At 63.4% G+C, this 15302-nt stretch carries 16 protein-coding genes; 7 read left to right on the plus strand and 9 right to left on the minus strand.

Translation table 11 applies throughout. From position 1 onward, the window contains the following. Nucleotides 1–4 precede the first annotated feature (4 nt). Both IEY28_RS11305 and IEY28_RS11310 read left to right on the plus strand, forming a co-directional pair. Nucleotides 5–535, plus strand: coding sequence for a GNAT family N-acetyltransferase (locus IEY28_RS11305; RefSeq protein ID WP_188997465.1), 531 nt, complete (start codon nucleotides 5–7; stop codon nucleotides 533–535). Between the two features lie 40 nt (nucleotides 536–575). Further along, nucleotides 576–1076 (plus strand): GNAT family N-acetyltransferase, encoded by a 501-nt coding sequence (locus tag IEY28_RS11310; RefSeq protein WP_188997467.1) that lies wholly within the window; start codon nucleotides 576–578, stop codon nucleotides 1074–1076. Here the strand turns inward: IEY28_RS11310 and IEY28_RS11315 are convergent. Further along, on the minus strand, nucleotides 1066–2184 hold the full coding sequence (locus IEY28_RS11315; RefSeq protein WP_188997470.1) for a mandelate racemase/muconate lactonizing enzyme family protein: 1119 nt from the start codon (nucleotides 2182–2184) through the stop codon (nucleotides 1066–1068). The genes IEY28_RS11310 and IEY28_RS11315 overlap by 11 nt on opposite strands. A gap of 182 nt (nucleotides 2185–2366) precedes the next feature. On the opposite strand from IEY28_RS11315, the gene IEY28_RS11320 reads away from it, so the two are divergent. Together IEY28_RS11320 and IEY28_RS11325 are read left to right on the plus strand one after the other, a co-directional pair. Then, the gene (locus IEY28_RS11320; RefSeq protein WP_188997472.1) at nucleotides 2367–3593 is read left to right on the plus strand and encodes a cytochrome P450; all 1227 of its coding nucleotides are present in this window, start codon (nucleotides 2367–2369) and stop codon (nucleotides 3591–3593) included. A gap of 119 nt (nucleotides 3594–3712) precedes the next feature. Continuing rightward, the gene (locus IEY28_RS11325) at nucleotides 3713–4870 is read left to right on the plus strand and encodes a GNAT family N-acetyltransferase (protein WP_188997474.1); all 1158 of its coding nucleotides are present in this window, start codon (nucleotides 3713–3715) and stop codon (nucleotides 4868–4870) included. A 27-nt stretch (nucleotides 4871–4897) separates the two neighbouring features. On the opposite strand, the gene IEY28_RS11330 is transcribed toward IEY28_RS11325, so the two are convergent. Both IEY28_RS11330 and IEY28_RS11335 read right to left on the minus strand, forming a co-directional pair. Further along, on the minus strand, nucleotides 4898–5962 hold the full coding sequence (locus tag IEY28_RS11330) for a methionine synthase (protein WP_188997477.1): 1065 nt from the start codon (nucleotides 5960–5962) through the stop codon (nucleotides 4898–4900). After that, on the minus strand, nucleotides 5959–6945 hold the full coding sequence (locus tag IEY28_RS11335; protein ID WP_188997479.1) for a 5-methyltetrahydropteroyltriglutamate--homocysteine methyltransferase: 987 nt from the start codon (nucleotides 6943–6945) through the stop codon (nucleotides 5959–5961). The genes IEY28_RS11330 and IEY28_RS11335 overlap by 4 nt, the downstream gene beginning before the upstream one ends. Before the next feature lie 171 nt (nucleotides 6946–7116). Here IEY28_RS11335 and IEY28_RS11340 point away from each other — a divergent pair, with 171 nt between their 5' ends. Genes IEY28_RS11340 through IEY28_RS11350 form a run of 3 tightly spaced genes read left to right on the plus strand, consistent with a single transcriptional unit; the run spans nucleotide 7117 to nucleotide 9535 of the window. Then, nucleotides 7117–8457 carry an aromatic ring-hydroxylating oxygenase subunit alpha gene (locus tag IEY28_RS11340; protein ID WP_188997481.1) on the plus strand — a complete coding sequence of 447 codons (1341 nt, stop codon included), beginning with the start codon at nucleotides 7117–7119 and terminating at the stop codon, nucleotides 8455–8457. 5 nt (nucleotides 8458–8462) lie between these two features. Next, entirely contained in the window at nucleotides 8463–9020 is a 558-nt protein-coding gene (locus tag IEY28_RS11345; RefSeq protein WP_188997484.1) for an aromatic-ring-hydroxylating dioxygenase subunit beta, read from the plus strand. Continuing rightward, nucleotides 9017–9535 (plus strand): hypothetical protein, encoded by a 519-nt coding sequence (locus IEY28_RS11350; protein WP_188997487.1) that lies wholly within the window; start codon nucleotides 9017–9019, stop codon nucleotides 9533–9535. Before IEY28_RS11345 ends, IEY28_RS11350 begins: the two co-directional genes overlap by 4 nt. Before the next feature lie 76 nt (nucleotides 9536–9611). On the opposite strand, the gene dapF is transcribed toward IEY28_RS11350, so the two are convergent. The 6 genes from dapF to IEY28_RS11380 form a co-directional block, all read right to left on the minus strand. Further along, nucleotides 9612–10424 (minus strand): diaminopimelate epimerase, encoded by an 813-nt coding sequence (gene dapF, locus IEY28_RS11355; protein ID WP_188997489.1) that lies wholly within the window; start codon nucleotides 10422–10424, stop codon nucleotides 9612–9614. A 107-nt stretch (nucleotides 10425–10531) separates the two neighbouring features. Beyond that, complete coding sequence (locus IEY28_RS11360) at nucleotides 10532–11128, minus strand: anthranilate synthase component II (RefSeq protein ID WP_188997492.1); 597 nt, start codon at nucleotides 11126–11128, stop codon at nucleotides 10532–10534. Further along, nucleotides 11128–12606, minus strand: a complete 1479-nt coding sequence (locus IEY28_RS11365) for an anthranilate synthase component I family protein (RefSeq protein WP_188997495.1) — start codon at nucleotides 12604–12606, stop codon at nucleotides 11128–11130. The genes IEY28_RS11360 and IEY28_RS11365 overlap by 1 nt, the downstream gene beginning before the upstream one ends. Nucleotides 12607–12789: 183 nt before the next feature. Continuing rightward, nucleotides 12790–13158 (minus strand): chorismate mutase, encoded by a 369-nt coding sequence (locus IEY28_RS11370; protein ID WP_188997498.1) that lies wholly within the window; start codon nucleotides 13156–13158, stop codon nucleotides 12790–12792. 4 nt (nucleotides 13159–13162) lie between these two features. Further along, nucleotides 13163–14560 (minus strand): amidase, encoded by a 1398-nt coding sequence (locus IEY28_RS11375; protein ID WP_220639443.1) that lies wholly within the window; start codon nucleotides 14558–14560, stop codon nucleotides 13163–13165. Nucleotides 14561–14727: 167 nt separating this feature from the next. After that, nucleotides 14728–15249, minus strand: a complete 522-nt coding sequence (locus IEY28_RS11380) for a GNAT family N-acetyltransferase (RefSeq protein ID WP_188997500.1) — start codon at nucleotides 15247–15249, stop codon at nucleotides 14728–14730. Nucleotides 15250–15302: the final 53 nt, after the last annotated feature.

Raw genomic sequence — 15302 nt, forward strand, 5'->3', positions numbered from 1 at the left:
ACCGATGCCAGGACCCGTATTCTGTCACAGCGAGCGGTTGACGTACAGGCTCGTCGACGAGGGCGATTACGAGTTCGTCCGATCGAACTGGAACAACCCGCACGTGTGGCGACGGATGCCGATCAACGAGGCGCTCTCGAGGGACGGAATCGCCGAGTGGGTCGAAGCCGACGAGACGATGCACCTGCTCGTGTGTTCGGACGACGACCCGGAGACGCCTCTGGGCCTCGTCTACCTCTTCGACATCGCGCCCCGGAGCGGTCACGCGGAACTCGGCTACTGGCTTGTGCCGGAGGCCCAGGGACAGGGCTACGCCACCGAAGCCGTCGACCGCTGCCTGCAGTTCGCGTTCGGTGACCAGCGACTGCACAAGGTCATCGCCAGAATCTTCGCGGCGAACGGCCCCTCCCGGCGAGTCGTCGAGCGGTTCGACTTCCGAGAGGAGGGGCGTCTCCGCGAGTACCACTACACAGACGGCGAGTACCGTGATCTGCTCATCTACGGCCTCCTCTCGTCCGAGTGGGACAGCGCGTGACTGGCACAAATCTTAACTTATCCCACTATAATTTTGCTCTATGAACATCAAAATAAAATCGGGTATCACTGACGACGTCGTCCGAGGCGTCACGGAGTGTTACAGAACGTACGCATCCTGGGCGGACCGGGACCGAGAGCAGGTCGAGACCGCGATCGAACACAGCGACGAACACCTCTACGCACTGGACCCCGGGAGCGACGAGGTCGTCGCCTCGGCGCGTGTACTCACCGACTACTGCTACTACGGCGTCGTCTACGATGTCATCGTCCACGAGGAGTACCGCGGGACGGGTGTCGGACGGGCCGTCGTCGAAGCGGTCACAGACCACCCACCGCTCGAAGACGTCACACAGATAACGCTGATTGCCCGTGACGGGTTGGTCCCGTTCTACGAGAAATGCGGCTTCGAACGCCACCCGATGACGATCGAGGTCGACGGGGAGACGGAGGCGTTCAATCGGATGGTCCTCGACGACGACCCGGACGACGACATCGAGAGTCAGTCCCGGAGTCCCAGCGACGTACCGACTACGAACTGACCGACGACAAGTCATAGCGGTCGAGAACCCGGTCGGGAAGCTCGACCCCCAGGCCCGGATCTGACGGCGGGGCCACGTATCCGTCGGCGTCGACGTCGACGTCACTCACCAGCAGTTCGTCGATGAGTGGGTACGGAGTCACGTCCCATTCGATCCACTCGCAGGCCGGCGAACAGCCCAGCAGGTGCAACGACGCAGCCAGGTTGACGCCCGTCGAGAACGAGTGTGGCGAAACACCGACACCGAACGTCTCCGCGAGGGCGACGATCTTACGGGCTTCGGTCAACCCCCCACATCGAGTGACGTTGGGTAGTAACTGGTCAACCGGCGTGGGCTGGAGCAACTGCCTGAAGCCCCACTTCGTGTACTCGTTTTCCCCGCCGGCTATCGGGACCCGTAGTTCAGCGGCGAGCGCACTGTAGGCATCGTGGGCGTGGGGGCGGACGGGTTCCTCGTACCAGTGTACGTCGTACGATTCGAGCATATCACCGACCTGCACGGCCTCGGCCTCGTCGTAGCCGCAGTTGGCGTCGACCATCAGCGCACACTCCTCGACACGGTCGGTGATTGCCCGCACCCGGCGTTCGTCCGCCTCGCGACTCCGACCGATGTGGATCTTGACACCCTGGAACCCTCGGTCGGCGTACTCGGCCGCCCGGTCGGCCATTTTCTCGGGGTCGTCCCAGTAGAGGTCGTTGGCGTAGGCTCGCACGCTCGGGTCGTCCCGCGTCGCACCGCCGAGGAGTTCGTACACCGGCGCGTCGTGATACTTCCCCGCGAGGTCCCACAGTGCCAAGTCGACGCCGCTGATGGCGGCGATCACGTGGCCCTTCTGGTCGAAGTAGCCGCCGTCGGTGAGCATTCGCTGCCAGAGGTGCTCGATGTCCAGCGGATCTTCGCCGAGCAACACCGGGCGAAGTATCTCTTCGACGACCGTTTCGACCACGGCCGGATTCGGACCGTACCCCTCCCCGATGCCTGTCAGTCCCACGTCCGTCTCGACGAGGACGAACGCACTCGCACGGACTTCCATGGTCGCCCGCGCGTTCTGAATCGGCCGCTCCATCTCGGCACCGAGCTTTACCGTCCGCACGTCGGTTATCTCCATACGATACGCGAAGGCGAAATAATATTAATACTATTCGAATCGAAAATAGCATGGCTACGTCCCCCTACCGATTCGTCTACGGGCGTGCCCGGCCAAAATTAGTACGCTCTTTATAACTTTATTTTTTATACTATTTATCGGAATTATTATTAGGGCATCGTTCTCCATACGAGGTGTACAACATGGCGACAGCGAACCAACGAGAGTACATCCCGATGCCGAAACCGCTGCAGACCGACCGGGCCTGGCTCGACCCATCAGACTGGTACCGAGAGCAACGCGCCGAGAACCCCGTACGGTTCGACCCCGAACGGCAGGTCTGGGACGTATTCACGTACGACGAGACGAAGGAAATCCTCGAAGACCACGAGACGTTCACCTCGGACCTCACACAGGCGACAGCATTCGATTTCCCGGCCCCGGAGGAGGGGTCGCCCATCCGCAACAGCGTCCTCCGGATGGACCCGCCGAAACACACGGCGCTGCGGGGCGTCGCCGACGACGAGTTCCTCCCCGGCGTGATTCAGAAACTCACACCACAGATAGCGGCCCACACGGACGAACTCCTCGACGCCGTCGCCGACGACGGCGAGATGGACGTCATCGAGGATCTCGCGTATCCGCTTCCGGTGACGGTCATCGCGCAACTCCTCGGCATCCCGCCGTCCGACAGCGATCAGTTCAAGCAGTGGTCGGACCTGCTGCTTGCCGACGCCGGGTCCGCCGACGACCCGGAGGCCGTGCTAAAAGCCCAGCGGGACGCGCTCACGGATATGCGGGCGTACTTCCTCGACCTCATCGAGGAGCGGCGAGCGGACCCCTCGAAGGATCTGGTGTCGGTCATCGCTACCGCCCAACCCGACGGCGAGTACCTCGCTGATGAGGACGCCGTGGGGTACTGCATGATCCTGCTCATCGCGGGCAACATCACGACGACGAACCTCATCGGGAACTCGCTGCGCACCTTCAAGGAGAAGGGTCTCATCGAGCAACTCCGGAACGACGACGAGCTACTCGATGCGGCTATCGAGGAGGTCCTCAGGTACCGGTCGCCCTCACAGGCGCTGACCCGCGTGGCCACTCGCAAAGCCGAGGTGAACGGCCACACCATCGAACCGGGTGAGTTCGTCATCACCTGGCTCGGATCCGCCAACCGGGACGAGGCGCAGTTCGAGGACCCGGAGACGTTCAACCTCGACCGCTCACCGAACAACCACCTCGCGTTCGGTCACGGCATCCACTTCTGTCAGGGGGCGTCGCTCGCTCGCCTCGAAGCGAAGGTCGCCCTGAAAAAGCTGCTGGGACGCTTCGAGTCCATCCAACTGACGCACGACCAACTCGAACCCGTCGACAGCGCCTTCCTCTATGGCACCACGTCTCTCCCCATCGCGTTCGAACAGCGGACGTGACCGTCGCCGCCTGACGCTCCGACCGACCACTTCGACACTGCCTCGTGTACCGACACCGCCACACAGAGTGTCCGAGAGCAGGAGACTGTCCCCGTTCGGTCGTACACTCACCACACGCTATGGATCTCGAATACAGACAACTCGATCCGCACGAAGAATCGACGTTCAAAGAACTCGTCGAGTACTCTATGCCCCCCGTACTGGAGTATCTCGACGGACCCGAACACTACTCGACACGGGTCGACATGATGGAGAAGTGGGGGCTGTTCGACGACGAGATGCGGGCCGCTATCGGCCACGAGCGATTCGACCTCAAGGTCCGTGAGCAGTGGCTAGACACCGTCGGGTCGCTCGTAGCCGTCGACCCGACCGAACGCGAGCGAGGGCTGACAGAGACGATGCTCCGGGAGACCTACCGCGAGTTTCGCGACCGAGGCATCGTCCTCGCGGCCGGGTGGCCCTTCGACAGGGAGTTCTATCGGCAGTACCACTCTGCCACGCTCGCCCGCTTTGCCCGCGTCGACGGCCCCATCTCCTCGCTGCCGGCCCGGCCGATAGAGCGTGATCTGGAACTGGTCTCGGAGACGGACTACGAGCAACTCGATACGGTGTACCGTACGTTCATTTCCGACTACGGTTTCACCCCTGATCGGACTGCCGAGTGGTGGACTGCGGGGCTGTTCGAGGACGAGGAGACCCACGCCGTACTCCTCGGTGCGACCGACCCGGTGGGGTATCTGGTCTACCGTATCGTCGACCACACGTTCGTCGTCGACGACGTTGCCTTCGCCTCCGAATGTGCCTGGATCGACCTGCTGAACTACATCCGGCGCCACGCGTCCCAGGCGACGTCCTTCCACCTCACGCTCCCGACGGACGTCGAACTGCTGGCACTACTCTCGGACCCCGCCGCCGTCGACTACGAGGTGGTCCTCGGGCCGGTCGGTCGCGTGCTGGAGTTCCCGACGGCCGTGGAGCGACTCGACTACGGGACGACCGACGCGACACTCACCGTCGCCGTCGAGGACGACGTGGCCACGTGGAACGACGGGACCTTCGAGGTGACCGTTCGCGACGGAGACGCGACGGTCACCGAGAGCACCGAGCGGCCCGACGTCCGACTGGACATCGGGACCTTCACGCAGCTGTTCGTGGGCTATGGCGGCGTCGAGCGGGCCATGCTGACCGGGACTTTCCAGGCCCACACTGACGGCGTGGTCGAGACGCTGGCGACGCTCTACCCCCAGCGGTCGCTGTTCTGTCCCGACCGGTTCTGACGCAGGCCGTCTATCGGACGTTCGCGATCAGTCGGCGCTGGCCGAGGACCGCGCGACGTCGACGATGCCCTCGTCCAGTTCGGCCTCGACCTCTCGGGCGGCCTCGACCATGTTCGCCATCTTCTGGTAGGCGGCCGCACGCGGGAGCAGTTTCACCCCGCAGTCCGGGCTTATCGTCAGTTGCTCTGGCGGGACGACCTCTAGCCCGCGCTTGATATTTGCCTTGATCTCTTCGACGGACTCGACCTCGGACCGGTGGGCGTCGACGACGCCGAAGCCGATGTTCTTGGTGAACGCCGGGTCTTTGAACACGTCCAGTTGCTCGTAGTTCCCGTTGACCAGTTCGAGGTCGAACTCGTCGACGGGGAACTCCAGCATCTCCGGGTAGATACGCGAGTAGTCACCGTAACAGACGTGTAGACCGACGTAGACGTCGTCCGGGAGGTCGCTTACGATCCGCTCCAGACACTCCTCGACGATGGCGTAGTCGTCGGGCGTCGTCGCCAGCGCGGCCTCGTCGATCTGGATGTAGCGAGCGCCCGCGTCGACGAGCTTTTGGATCTCGTCGTTGACCAGTTCTGCCACTTCGAAGGCCAGTGTCGCGTCGTCCTCGTAGACCTCGTTGAAGCACCACTTCGCGAGCGTGTACGGACCGGTGATGGGGACTTTCACCGGTCGATCCGCCACCGAACTGGTGAACTCGTACTCCTCGACGAGCCACGTATCGTCGTATTCGACCTCCGTCCGGACGCTGGGTTTGTTGAAGTAGTTGTGACCCCAGACCTTGACGAGGCCGTTGAACTCGTAGCCCTCGATGCGGTCGGCGAAGTACTCGACCATCTCGTTGCGTCGCATCTCGCCGTCGGTAACGACGTCGATACCGGCCCGCTCGTGTTCGCCCGTGACGAGTCGTGCGGCGTCGTTTTTCGCTTCCTGCCACTCGGAATCGCCGAAATCCGCGTCGGGATTCTCGTACATCTCGCGGGCACGGTCGTGCCATTTCGGTTTCGGATAGGCCCCGACGATAGTCGTCAGCAGGAAGTGGTCGTTCGGGTGGTCCGCCGGCCGGAACTGGTCTCTCAGAGACGTCATGCGGACACCTCCACGGAGTCGACGGCCCGTGCCAACGTCTCCAGTTTGGCCTCACAGCGGTTCGTCGGGAGATAGAACAGTTCGGTGTTGGGGGCCGCGTACACTCGTTCCAGCGTCGCGCCGGCCCGGTCTACGAACTCGTCGATGTCGCGTCGCACGTCTGTGGCGTCCTCTAGGATCGTGTTCTGTCCGTTCACGACACCGAGCACGACCGACTCGGGGGTGCCGTACTCGTCTGCGAGTGACGTCGACCCGACACGCGAGGTGACGAGGTCATAGCCCACGCCTTCGATGGCGGCGTCGAGCAGGTGTCCGTACACGTTCTCGGGGATAGTCTCCCAGTAGGTGTGGACGAGCACCGACGCGTCGACGGCGTCGGCGACGGTGTCGATGGCCTCGCGGACGCGGACGGGTTCCTCGGTGTCGTGTACGGCCAGCGACGGTTCGAGGAGGAACAGCGTGTCGAGATCGGGACACTCCGTGGCTTCTCCCGCGAGGTACGTCGCCAGCGCCTCGAGGAATCGGTCCTCGCCGTAGAACTCGTCGGTCGCCAGTTCCGCGAGCGAATACGGGCCCGGCAGGACGCCGCAGAGAGTACCGTCGGTCGTATCAGCGGCCCGTTCGAGGTCCCGAGCCACGTCGCCGGTCGGTTCGAGCGCACCCGTCACCACGGGCTCTCGATAAAAGTTGTTGTTGTCGTAGTAGCGGACGATACCTCTGGTATCGACGTTATCGTTGACCGAGAGGACGTGTGAGAGCATATCGTCCCACCTGAGTTGCCCCTCGGTCACGAGGTCCAGCCCGGCTTCGGTCTGGGTCGCCAGCACGTCGGCCCTGGCACGGTCGTAGGCGTCCTCTACGTCGTCGTTCGCCGTCCCCGTGATCAGGTCCTGTTTCTGATGGCCCTTCAGTTCGCTGAGCTCTTCTTTGGCCCAGTCCGGGAGTGGTAGCAATCCCGTAGCCGCGGATTCGTATTCTACCATGTGTCCTATATTTTAATCATTCGCGGTTATAATACTTACTGTTCGTATTAACGATCTTGCGAGACTGCTCGGGGTCCGTCTCCTCGTGAATCCGGGTTTCGCCGACCGGTGGCCCTATATTGCATTTTGTATAGTAATAAATTTATGTCTTTGATACTATGTCTGAACCGAATGTCGAAGGCAGGAAACCGAGCAGAACGTGCCGAGGAGCTCATCGAACAGACAGGAGAGGCGTTAGACGACGGGAAACATCCCATGCGTATCTTCAACGACGACGGGATCTACGAGCGTGAACTCCAGCGCATCTTCGCAAAAACGTGGAATTTCATCGGCCACGAGTCGGAACTCGAGGAGCCGGGCGACTACGCGCGACGATACATCGGTGAAGACCCCTACATCTTCGTCCGCGACGAGGAAGGCGAACTCCACGCCTTCTACGATAGCTGCTGTCACCGCGGTGCACAGTTCGTCCGGGCCGAGCAGGGCAACACGTCCCACTTCCAATGCCCCTATCACGGTTGGACCTACCGGAACGACGGCGAGTTGACGGTCGTCCCCTACGAAGACGAACGGTACGACGACCTCGATAAGGAGGCCGCCAGCCTCGTCGAGGCCGAGGTCGAGACGTACAAGGGATTCGTCTTCGCGCGCGTCGTCGAGGACGGCCCGAGCCTCGACGAGTACCTAGAAGAGTTCAAGTGGTACCTCGACATCGCACTCGACCCCACCGAGGAGGGGCTGACCGTCGTCGGCGAACCGCGACGCGTGCGAGCGGAGGTCGACTGGAAGGTCCCCGGCGAGAACTTCGCCGGTGATTCCTACCACCTCGCGCACACGCACGGGTCCAGTTTCGAACTGGAGTACTCCTCCTCGATTTGGGAGCGGTTCGACGCCGCCGGCCCACTCTCCCAGTCGTACTCGGTGATGACCGATACGCACGCCGGGGAGTACTACCTCTTCGACGAGGAGCCGATCTACATGGACTACCCCGAGAAGATCGAAGACCACATGAACTCGGACCTCTCGGAGCGCCAGCGGGAGATGTTCAGCAAGTCGATGTTCATCACGGGGACTATCTTCCCGAACGCCTCCATCTGGCACGGGTTCAACCCCATCGGCGGGCCGTGGGCCAGCATTCGTCTCTGGCGGCCCGTCGGCCCCGGCGAATCCGAGATCGTTAGCTGGCTGCTCGTCCCGAAGGAACTCGAAGACGACGAGGAGTTCCTCGAACGGGCGAAGGCCGGCTACCAGAGCCTCTCGCCGGGTGGCGTGCTCGAAGCAGACGACACGGAGGTCTGGAGCGGTATCTCCGAGAGTTCCAACAGTGCCACCGCCATCGAGCGGGACGTCCGGGCCGACATCAGCGGCGGTCTCGAGGAAAGCGACGCCGTGCCGATCACCGACGGCTCCCACGGCCCCGGGGAGGTCATCCGGGCCGGTCCGTACCTCGACGAGGTGTACGCCCGGACCCTGTTCAACTCCTGGCACGAGTTCATGAGCGAGCAACGGTGACTCCCATGCAATCAGGTACACACCCCCAGTTGGACGAGACCGGCGACGAGTGGACCCCCGAACGGATGCAGCGGTTCTTCGAGGTCCGAGAGTTCCTGCTTCGCGAGGCGAACTTACTTGATCAGTTCGAACTCGAACGGTGGGCCGACCACCTCACGGAAGACGTCGAGATCCGCGTCCCGGTCCGCGTGGCCCGCGATGCGGGGTCGGACCGACCGGAGTACAGCGATTCGAACCACCACCTTGTGGTCGGCCACAGGGACCTCCTAGAGCGTGTGGCCCGTCTGGAGAAGGAGTACGCCTGGGCGGAAAACCCCCGCTCGCGCGTCCGCCACACCATCGGGAACGTCCAGTTGGGCGAGGTCACGGCGGACACCGTCGAGGTGTTCAACAACCAGGTCGTCTACCGCGAGCGCGGGACCGACGGCGAGTCCGACACGATCTCGGCCCGCCGCCGGAGCCACCTTCGGGAGACTGACGAGGGATTCGCACTCGCTGATCGGGACGTGTTCATCGACCACACGATCGTCCCGAGCCGTAACCTCACGCTCCCACTGCTATGACTAGCGACCGAACAGCCCCCACCGAACAGCGGCGTCGTCCCGACGACCGCGGTCTGGTGACCGACGGCGGCCCCCGAACCGACGCCCCGACAGTCACCGTCTCGCGGCTGGTGACACGCCGCGGTAAGCGCGCCTCGGTGTCGGTCCCGGCCTTCGACCAGTCAGTGTCGCTCGACGCCATTGCGCTCGAGAGCCTCACCGACCAAGACGAAGCCACAGACCCCATCGAGGCGCTCCGTCCCCGGATAGAGGATCCCGGGACCGACGCGGAGCCGACGCTGTCGATAGCCGAAGACACCATCCGCATCGTCAACGAGTACTCGGAGGCCGTCCTCACTTCGGCGGCTGACGGGCTCCGAATAACGTCGCCGCCCACCGGTCACAGCGTGGTCCTGTCCCCCCGGCACGTCTTCGACCTCGCCTTCCTCGAAGACACGTACGCGTTCACAGCTCTCCTTGCGGACCCCGTGACACTCGAAGAGAACATCGGTGCCATGCAGTCGGCCTTCGAATAACCCCGGCCGACGCGCCCCCGTCCACGGGGGTGTTTCTCCATCCATCCCAGCCCCCTCACACGTCGCTTAGGGGCCGCTACAGCGGGACATCGACCTGTCCGACCTCCTCTGCGGGTCCGCTGAGAACCGCGTCCTCGGCCCGCACCGCAACCTGTAGTTCGCCGCCCGGCGGGCGGACGGAGACCGTTCCGTCGGCGACGCCCGTCCGATCGGTGTGGTACCCGATGGCCAGCGCGCCGGTCCCGCAGGCGTCGGTCTCGTCCTCGACGCCGACCTCGTAGGTCCGCTGGTCGACGCCGCCGGCCGCCGGCGCCCACAGCGTCACGTTGATCCGCTGGGGCGGTTCGACGGTCCGCCGGACCTGCTCGGTCAGCGCTTCGAGGTTCTCTTTGGCGACGTCCCCGACCTGAACGAGGAGGTGATAGACGCCGGAGTCGACGAGCGAGACGTCGCCAAGTGCCGTCTCGACCGACAGCGTCTCGCGGAGACCGGTCTCGTCGACGCCGTCGACGTAGCTCGGTGAGCCAAGTTCCACCGTCACGCCGCCGTCTGCGTCGATGGTCGCCGCGCAGGTCCGAGCCTCCGTCTCGACGGTCACGTCAGTGTACCCCAGTACGTTGTGTGCCCACTTCGCCACGCATCTGACGCCGTTGCCACACATCGGCGACGTGGTGCCGTCCGGTTCGAAAAGCTCCATCTCGAGTGTCCGCTCCGAAAGCGGTTCGACGCGGAGCAGACCGTCGGCCCCAGTCTCGCCGCCGCGGACCGTCAGCCCGGAGTCGGAGTCACACCACTCCCGTGCCAACGCCGACGGCGAGTCGGTCGTCTCTGCTGCGGACAGGACGAAGAAGTCGTTTCCGAGCGCGTCGTATTTTTTCACAGTATTCATACTTTAAAGTAATACTTCAGGACTTAAAATCTGGCGGTGCAGCGAGATTCGCCCGTCTCACGGCGGGATGGGCCCGCTATCGGGCCTCGACGAATCGGCACGGACCCCTACAGTGGGCCGACGGGGTTGCGCAGTGACTTCCGGCAGAAGGTCTTGACCAGCGTCTTCCCGGCGTCGGTGAGGATGCTCTCTGGGTGGTACTGGATACCGATGTGGGGTTTCCGCGTGTGCCTGACGCTCATTACGACGTCGCCGTGGTCGCCCTCCTCGGCGCTCCCGGTGACCTCGATGCACTCCGGGAGCGTCGCCGGGTCGACGGCCAGCGAGTGGTACCGGCCGACCCGCAACGGGTTCGACACCTCCTCGTAGATCCCTCGACCGTCGTGGCGTATCGTCGAGGACTTTCCGTGGACGACCTCCGGTGCGTGACCCACAGTCGCCCCTTCGGCGGCACACAGTGCCTGATGGCCCAGACAGATTCCCAGCGTCGGAATCTCGGTCTGTTCGAACACCGGGATGGAGACCCCCGCATCCTGCGGTGTGCCCGGCCCCGGCGAGACGACGATGCCATCGGGGTCTAACTCCACTATCTCGTCGACGGTTATCTGGTCGTTCCGCCGGACCTCGATGTCGGCGGTGTACTCGCCGACGTACTGGACCAGATTGTACGCGAAGGAGTCGTAGTTGTCGATGACGAGAATCATCAGTCGGTCACCTCGACGGTGAAGTCGCTCTCACAGTCCAGTGCCTCGCCAACGGCCGTGACCAGTGCTCGGCCCTTGTCGAGTGTCTCGTAGAACTCCGCTTCGGGGTCCGAGTCGTCGACGATGCCGGCCCCGACCCGCAGATAGTACTTCTCGGCTCGGCGGACCAGCGTCCGTATCGTCATGTTGAACGTGGCTCGCTCGTCGAACCCGAGGACGCCGATGCTTCCGGTGTACGGGCCACGGCGTGTCGTCTCCACCTCGTCGATTATCTCCATGGTCCGTGGCTTCGGCGCGCCGGTGATGGTGCCCCCGGGGAACACCGCCGCTATCGAGTCGGGAATAGACTTATCGTCCCGACGGGTCCCCTCGACGACCGAGACGGTGTGCATCACCTCGGAGTAGCGGTCGATGCGCCGGTAGTCGGTCACCTCGACAGACCCGTACTCGGAGACCTTCCCGAGGTCGTTCCGTTCGAGGTCGACGAGCATCGCGTGTTCGGCGTGTTCTTTCTCGCTTTCGAGCAACTCCGATTCGAGCGCCTCGTCGTGTGTCTGGTCGTCCCCGCGGGGACGGGTCCCGGCGATGGGCTCTGTCACGAGGCGGTCACCGTCACAGTGTAACAACAGTTCCGGGCTCGCGGAGATGATGTCGACCCCGGGGAACTCAAGCAGTCCGGAGTATGGGGCAGGATTGACGTCCCTGAGCGCGTCGAACACCGCGACCGGGTGGACGCCGGCGTCGGAAGTGAGCCGCTGTGAGATGTTCGCCTGGAACGTATCACCGTCGCGGATGTACTCCTTGACTGTCTCTATCCGGTCGACGTACTCCGCTTTTCCGGTCTCGTTGGTGAACGTGATGTCGCTGTCGACCGGCGGCTCTGGCACCGTTTTACTTCCTTCCTGTATCGCTTCGACGTGTGTGCGGAGTCGCTTGCGGCCGGCCTCGTAGACCGCTTCGAAGTCCGCTTCGGGGGCGACGGTCGGACAACAGGTGACGACGAGTTCCGTCCGTCCCTCGTCGGTGGGCTCCTGCCAAGAAGCGATGCAGTCGAACACGCCGAACTGTAACCGGGGTAACTCCCGCTGGTCGTCGGTCGTGTTCGGGAGGTCCTCCAGTTCTCTGGCGATGTCGTAGGACAGCCACCCGAACGCGCCACACGGATACGGAACCGTACAGTTCCCCCGGACGAGGCGTTCGTCGTCTACGATGTCCTCTAGTTGGTCGAAGCTGTCGCCCTCGCCCTCGGAGCCATCGACGATGTACGCCGGTTCGACACCGAAGTACCCGTGGCCCGCCTGTCCACCCGTCGTCTCCAAATATACCCCGTTCGTATCGCCTCTGATGCGCTTGTAGGCGGTGAACGGGTCAGCGACCACCGTGGTTGCTTCGATGGGAATCCGGGCCGGTTCCGAGAGCGTCGATGCGACCGACGTGAACTCACTCTGTGTCGTGGTCACGGTCGACTCAGGTTGCATTGGTCGGCACACCCCAGGACAGTTTCATTTAGTGGTTTTATACAGTAGTAGTTTCTACTTAAGTTTTGTCCTATATTTATTAAAATAACGTGCGGCTGCCCCGCTTGCGCTCCCTCGGGTACCTTCTCGTCGCGTCTCGGTATCCACTGGCACTGCTCTGGGCTGTCCCTCTCCGGGTCGGCCCTAGAGGCGGTCCGGGGCGTCGCCAGTTGTCTCCCGGGCGGTCCGGTCTCTCCACTCGGCGGTCATCCCCATATGGACGAACAGCCTGAACGCTGCCGAGACGACGTTCTCGTCGACATCGCGGTCGACGGCGTACTCCCGGGCGCGCTCGACGACCCTGTCAGATTGCGCTTCGTCGACGAAGTCGTGGTCGTCGGACTGGAGTTTCAGCTCCCCGGCTCGTTTTGCCAGTTTCGTTCGCGTCTCGAGTAACTCGGTTATCTGCCGGTCGATATCTGCGATACTCGCTCGAACCTGTTCGAGGTCCGTCTCGGTTGGGTCGTCGGTTTGGGGCGGTACGTCGACGCCCTTCGTGTGGTTTCGCTCCATCGTCTTACCCCCCGTAGAGACACTGCCACGGTTGCTCGCGCTCGAATGCCGCACTGGCGGTCAACACTGTCTCGTCGCCGAACCGGGGGCCGACCACTTGCAGACCGACCGGGATGCCGTCGTCGTCGGTACCCGCCGGTACGGATGCCGCCGGGTGGCCGGTGTAGTTGAACGGCCACACCGGGACGTGGTCCGTCCACCACTCGACGTGCTGCTCGAAGTCCTGCGTGAGGTCGATGTCGTTGTTCCCTACCGTCGGCGTGACCAGGAGGTCGTACTCCTTGAACAGTGATTGGACCCGCTGGAACAAATCCGTCCGGATCGATGCGGTCGCCGCGAGGTCGGCCGTCGAGACCGTCTCGGCGGTGTCGAGAACCGTCTGCAGACTCCGGGAGAGGCCCGCAGGATGGGCCCGCAGGTCGAGGTCCTCCCTGACGTCGATGGTCGTCACCGTCGAAGCCATGAATGTCGAAAACGTCGTCTCGAAGGCCTCGGTGAGGTCCGCATGGGAGAACGGGAACTCCACCTCGACAGTCTCGACGGAGGCACCCGCTGCCCTGAAGGCGTCTAGAGAGTCCGCGACCGTCTCCCGGATCGCCTCGTCGACGTCGAACAGGCCGAGGTCGGGACTGTATGCGATGTCGAGGTCGGCGGCCGGGGCTTCGACTGCCCCTCGGAAATCCATGTCGACGGGTCGACTCGCGGGGTCGCCCGGGAGATGGCCGGCCATCGCCGACAGCATCTCGGCCGCGTCCTCGACCGACCGCGTTATCGGTCCGACGACGGCGTGGTGGATGCGGTTGCCGAGGACGTCCTGAAACTCGTCCCACGGAATCACTCGGTAGGAGGGTTTCAGGCCATAGACGCCACACAGCGCCGCTGGGATACGGATCGAACCACCGGAGTCGCTACCGGTCGCCAGCGGCACCATTCCTGCGGCGACGGCGGCCGCGGAGCCACCGGAGGACCCGCCGGCGTTCCGGCCGGGGTCGTGTGGGTTTGCCGTCGGTCCGACGACCTCGTTGTCGGTCATCGCCTTGTGACCCAGTTCCGGTGTGTTCGTGGTGCCGAGGACGACGGTCCCGGCCGCCTCGAGACGGTCGACGCTCACCGAGTTGGACTCGGGGACCACGTCCGCCTCGGCGAACACGCTCGACCCAGAGGTGTGTGGCACGCCGGCGACCTGCCCGGTCAGGTCCTTGATACCGACCGGGACTCCCGTCAGGGGACCGCCCCCTGTATCGCCCCGGTCGATACGGTCGGCCCGTTCCCGGGCGAGTTCGGGTGCCGTCGCGAGGAACGCGTTGACGTCTCCTTCGACACGCTCGATCCGAGCGATGTGTGCGTCGACTACCTCGCGGGCGCGCAACTCGCCGTCAGCGATCCGTTCGCGCAACTCCACCGCTGACAGGAAGCATATTTCTTCCACAGTAAACGGCTATTAATATTATGGCGACAAAGTTTTTCTGATATAACACTCCTCGTGCCGACGGCGGTCCGTCTGGACACGTGGGCCTCCACGGGCCGAAGCGTCGCGAACGGTGGGGTATCGCGTTCAGTCGGCCAGCATCAGCGTTCGCGTTCGTACTCGGGCTCTAACACGCCGTAGAACACGGCGTCGACGTACTCGCCGTCGACGTAGAAGTGTTCGCGGACCCGGCCTTCCTCCTCGAACCCGACTTTCCGGAGCAGGCGTTTCGAGGCCTCGTTGTAGTCGAACACGCGGGCATACACCTTGTGGAGGTTCAGTTCGTCGAAGCCGTACTCGACGGACAGTCGCGCTGCCGCCGTCGCGAATCCCTGTCCGGACTCCTCGGGAACGACCCAGCCACCGAGTTCCGCGCGTCTATGGACGTCACCGGCCAGTTCTAGCCACTCCATCCCGACCGGTTCTCCGTCGTGGCAGATGAGAAAATACAGGCAGTCGTCTTTCTTTCCCTCGACCAGACTCTGGACGGTCACCGGTTCGTGTTTGTTCGTCCCGTGGCGAACGTCCGGGTGGTTCCAGTGTTTGGCCAGAAACTCGTGGTCCGCTGGCTCGACCGGTCGGAGCGTGATGTCGTCACCGTAAACGTGTGGCGCACCTGGCATATACGCCCCAATAGTGGACGCACCCATATATTTTTGTGGATTCGAACCTAAAA

It is taken from the genome of Haloarcula pellucida, from assembly GCF_014647235.1.
GTDB lineage: Archaea > Halobacteriota > Halobacteria > Halobacteriales > Haloarculaceae > Haloarcula > Haloarcula pellucida.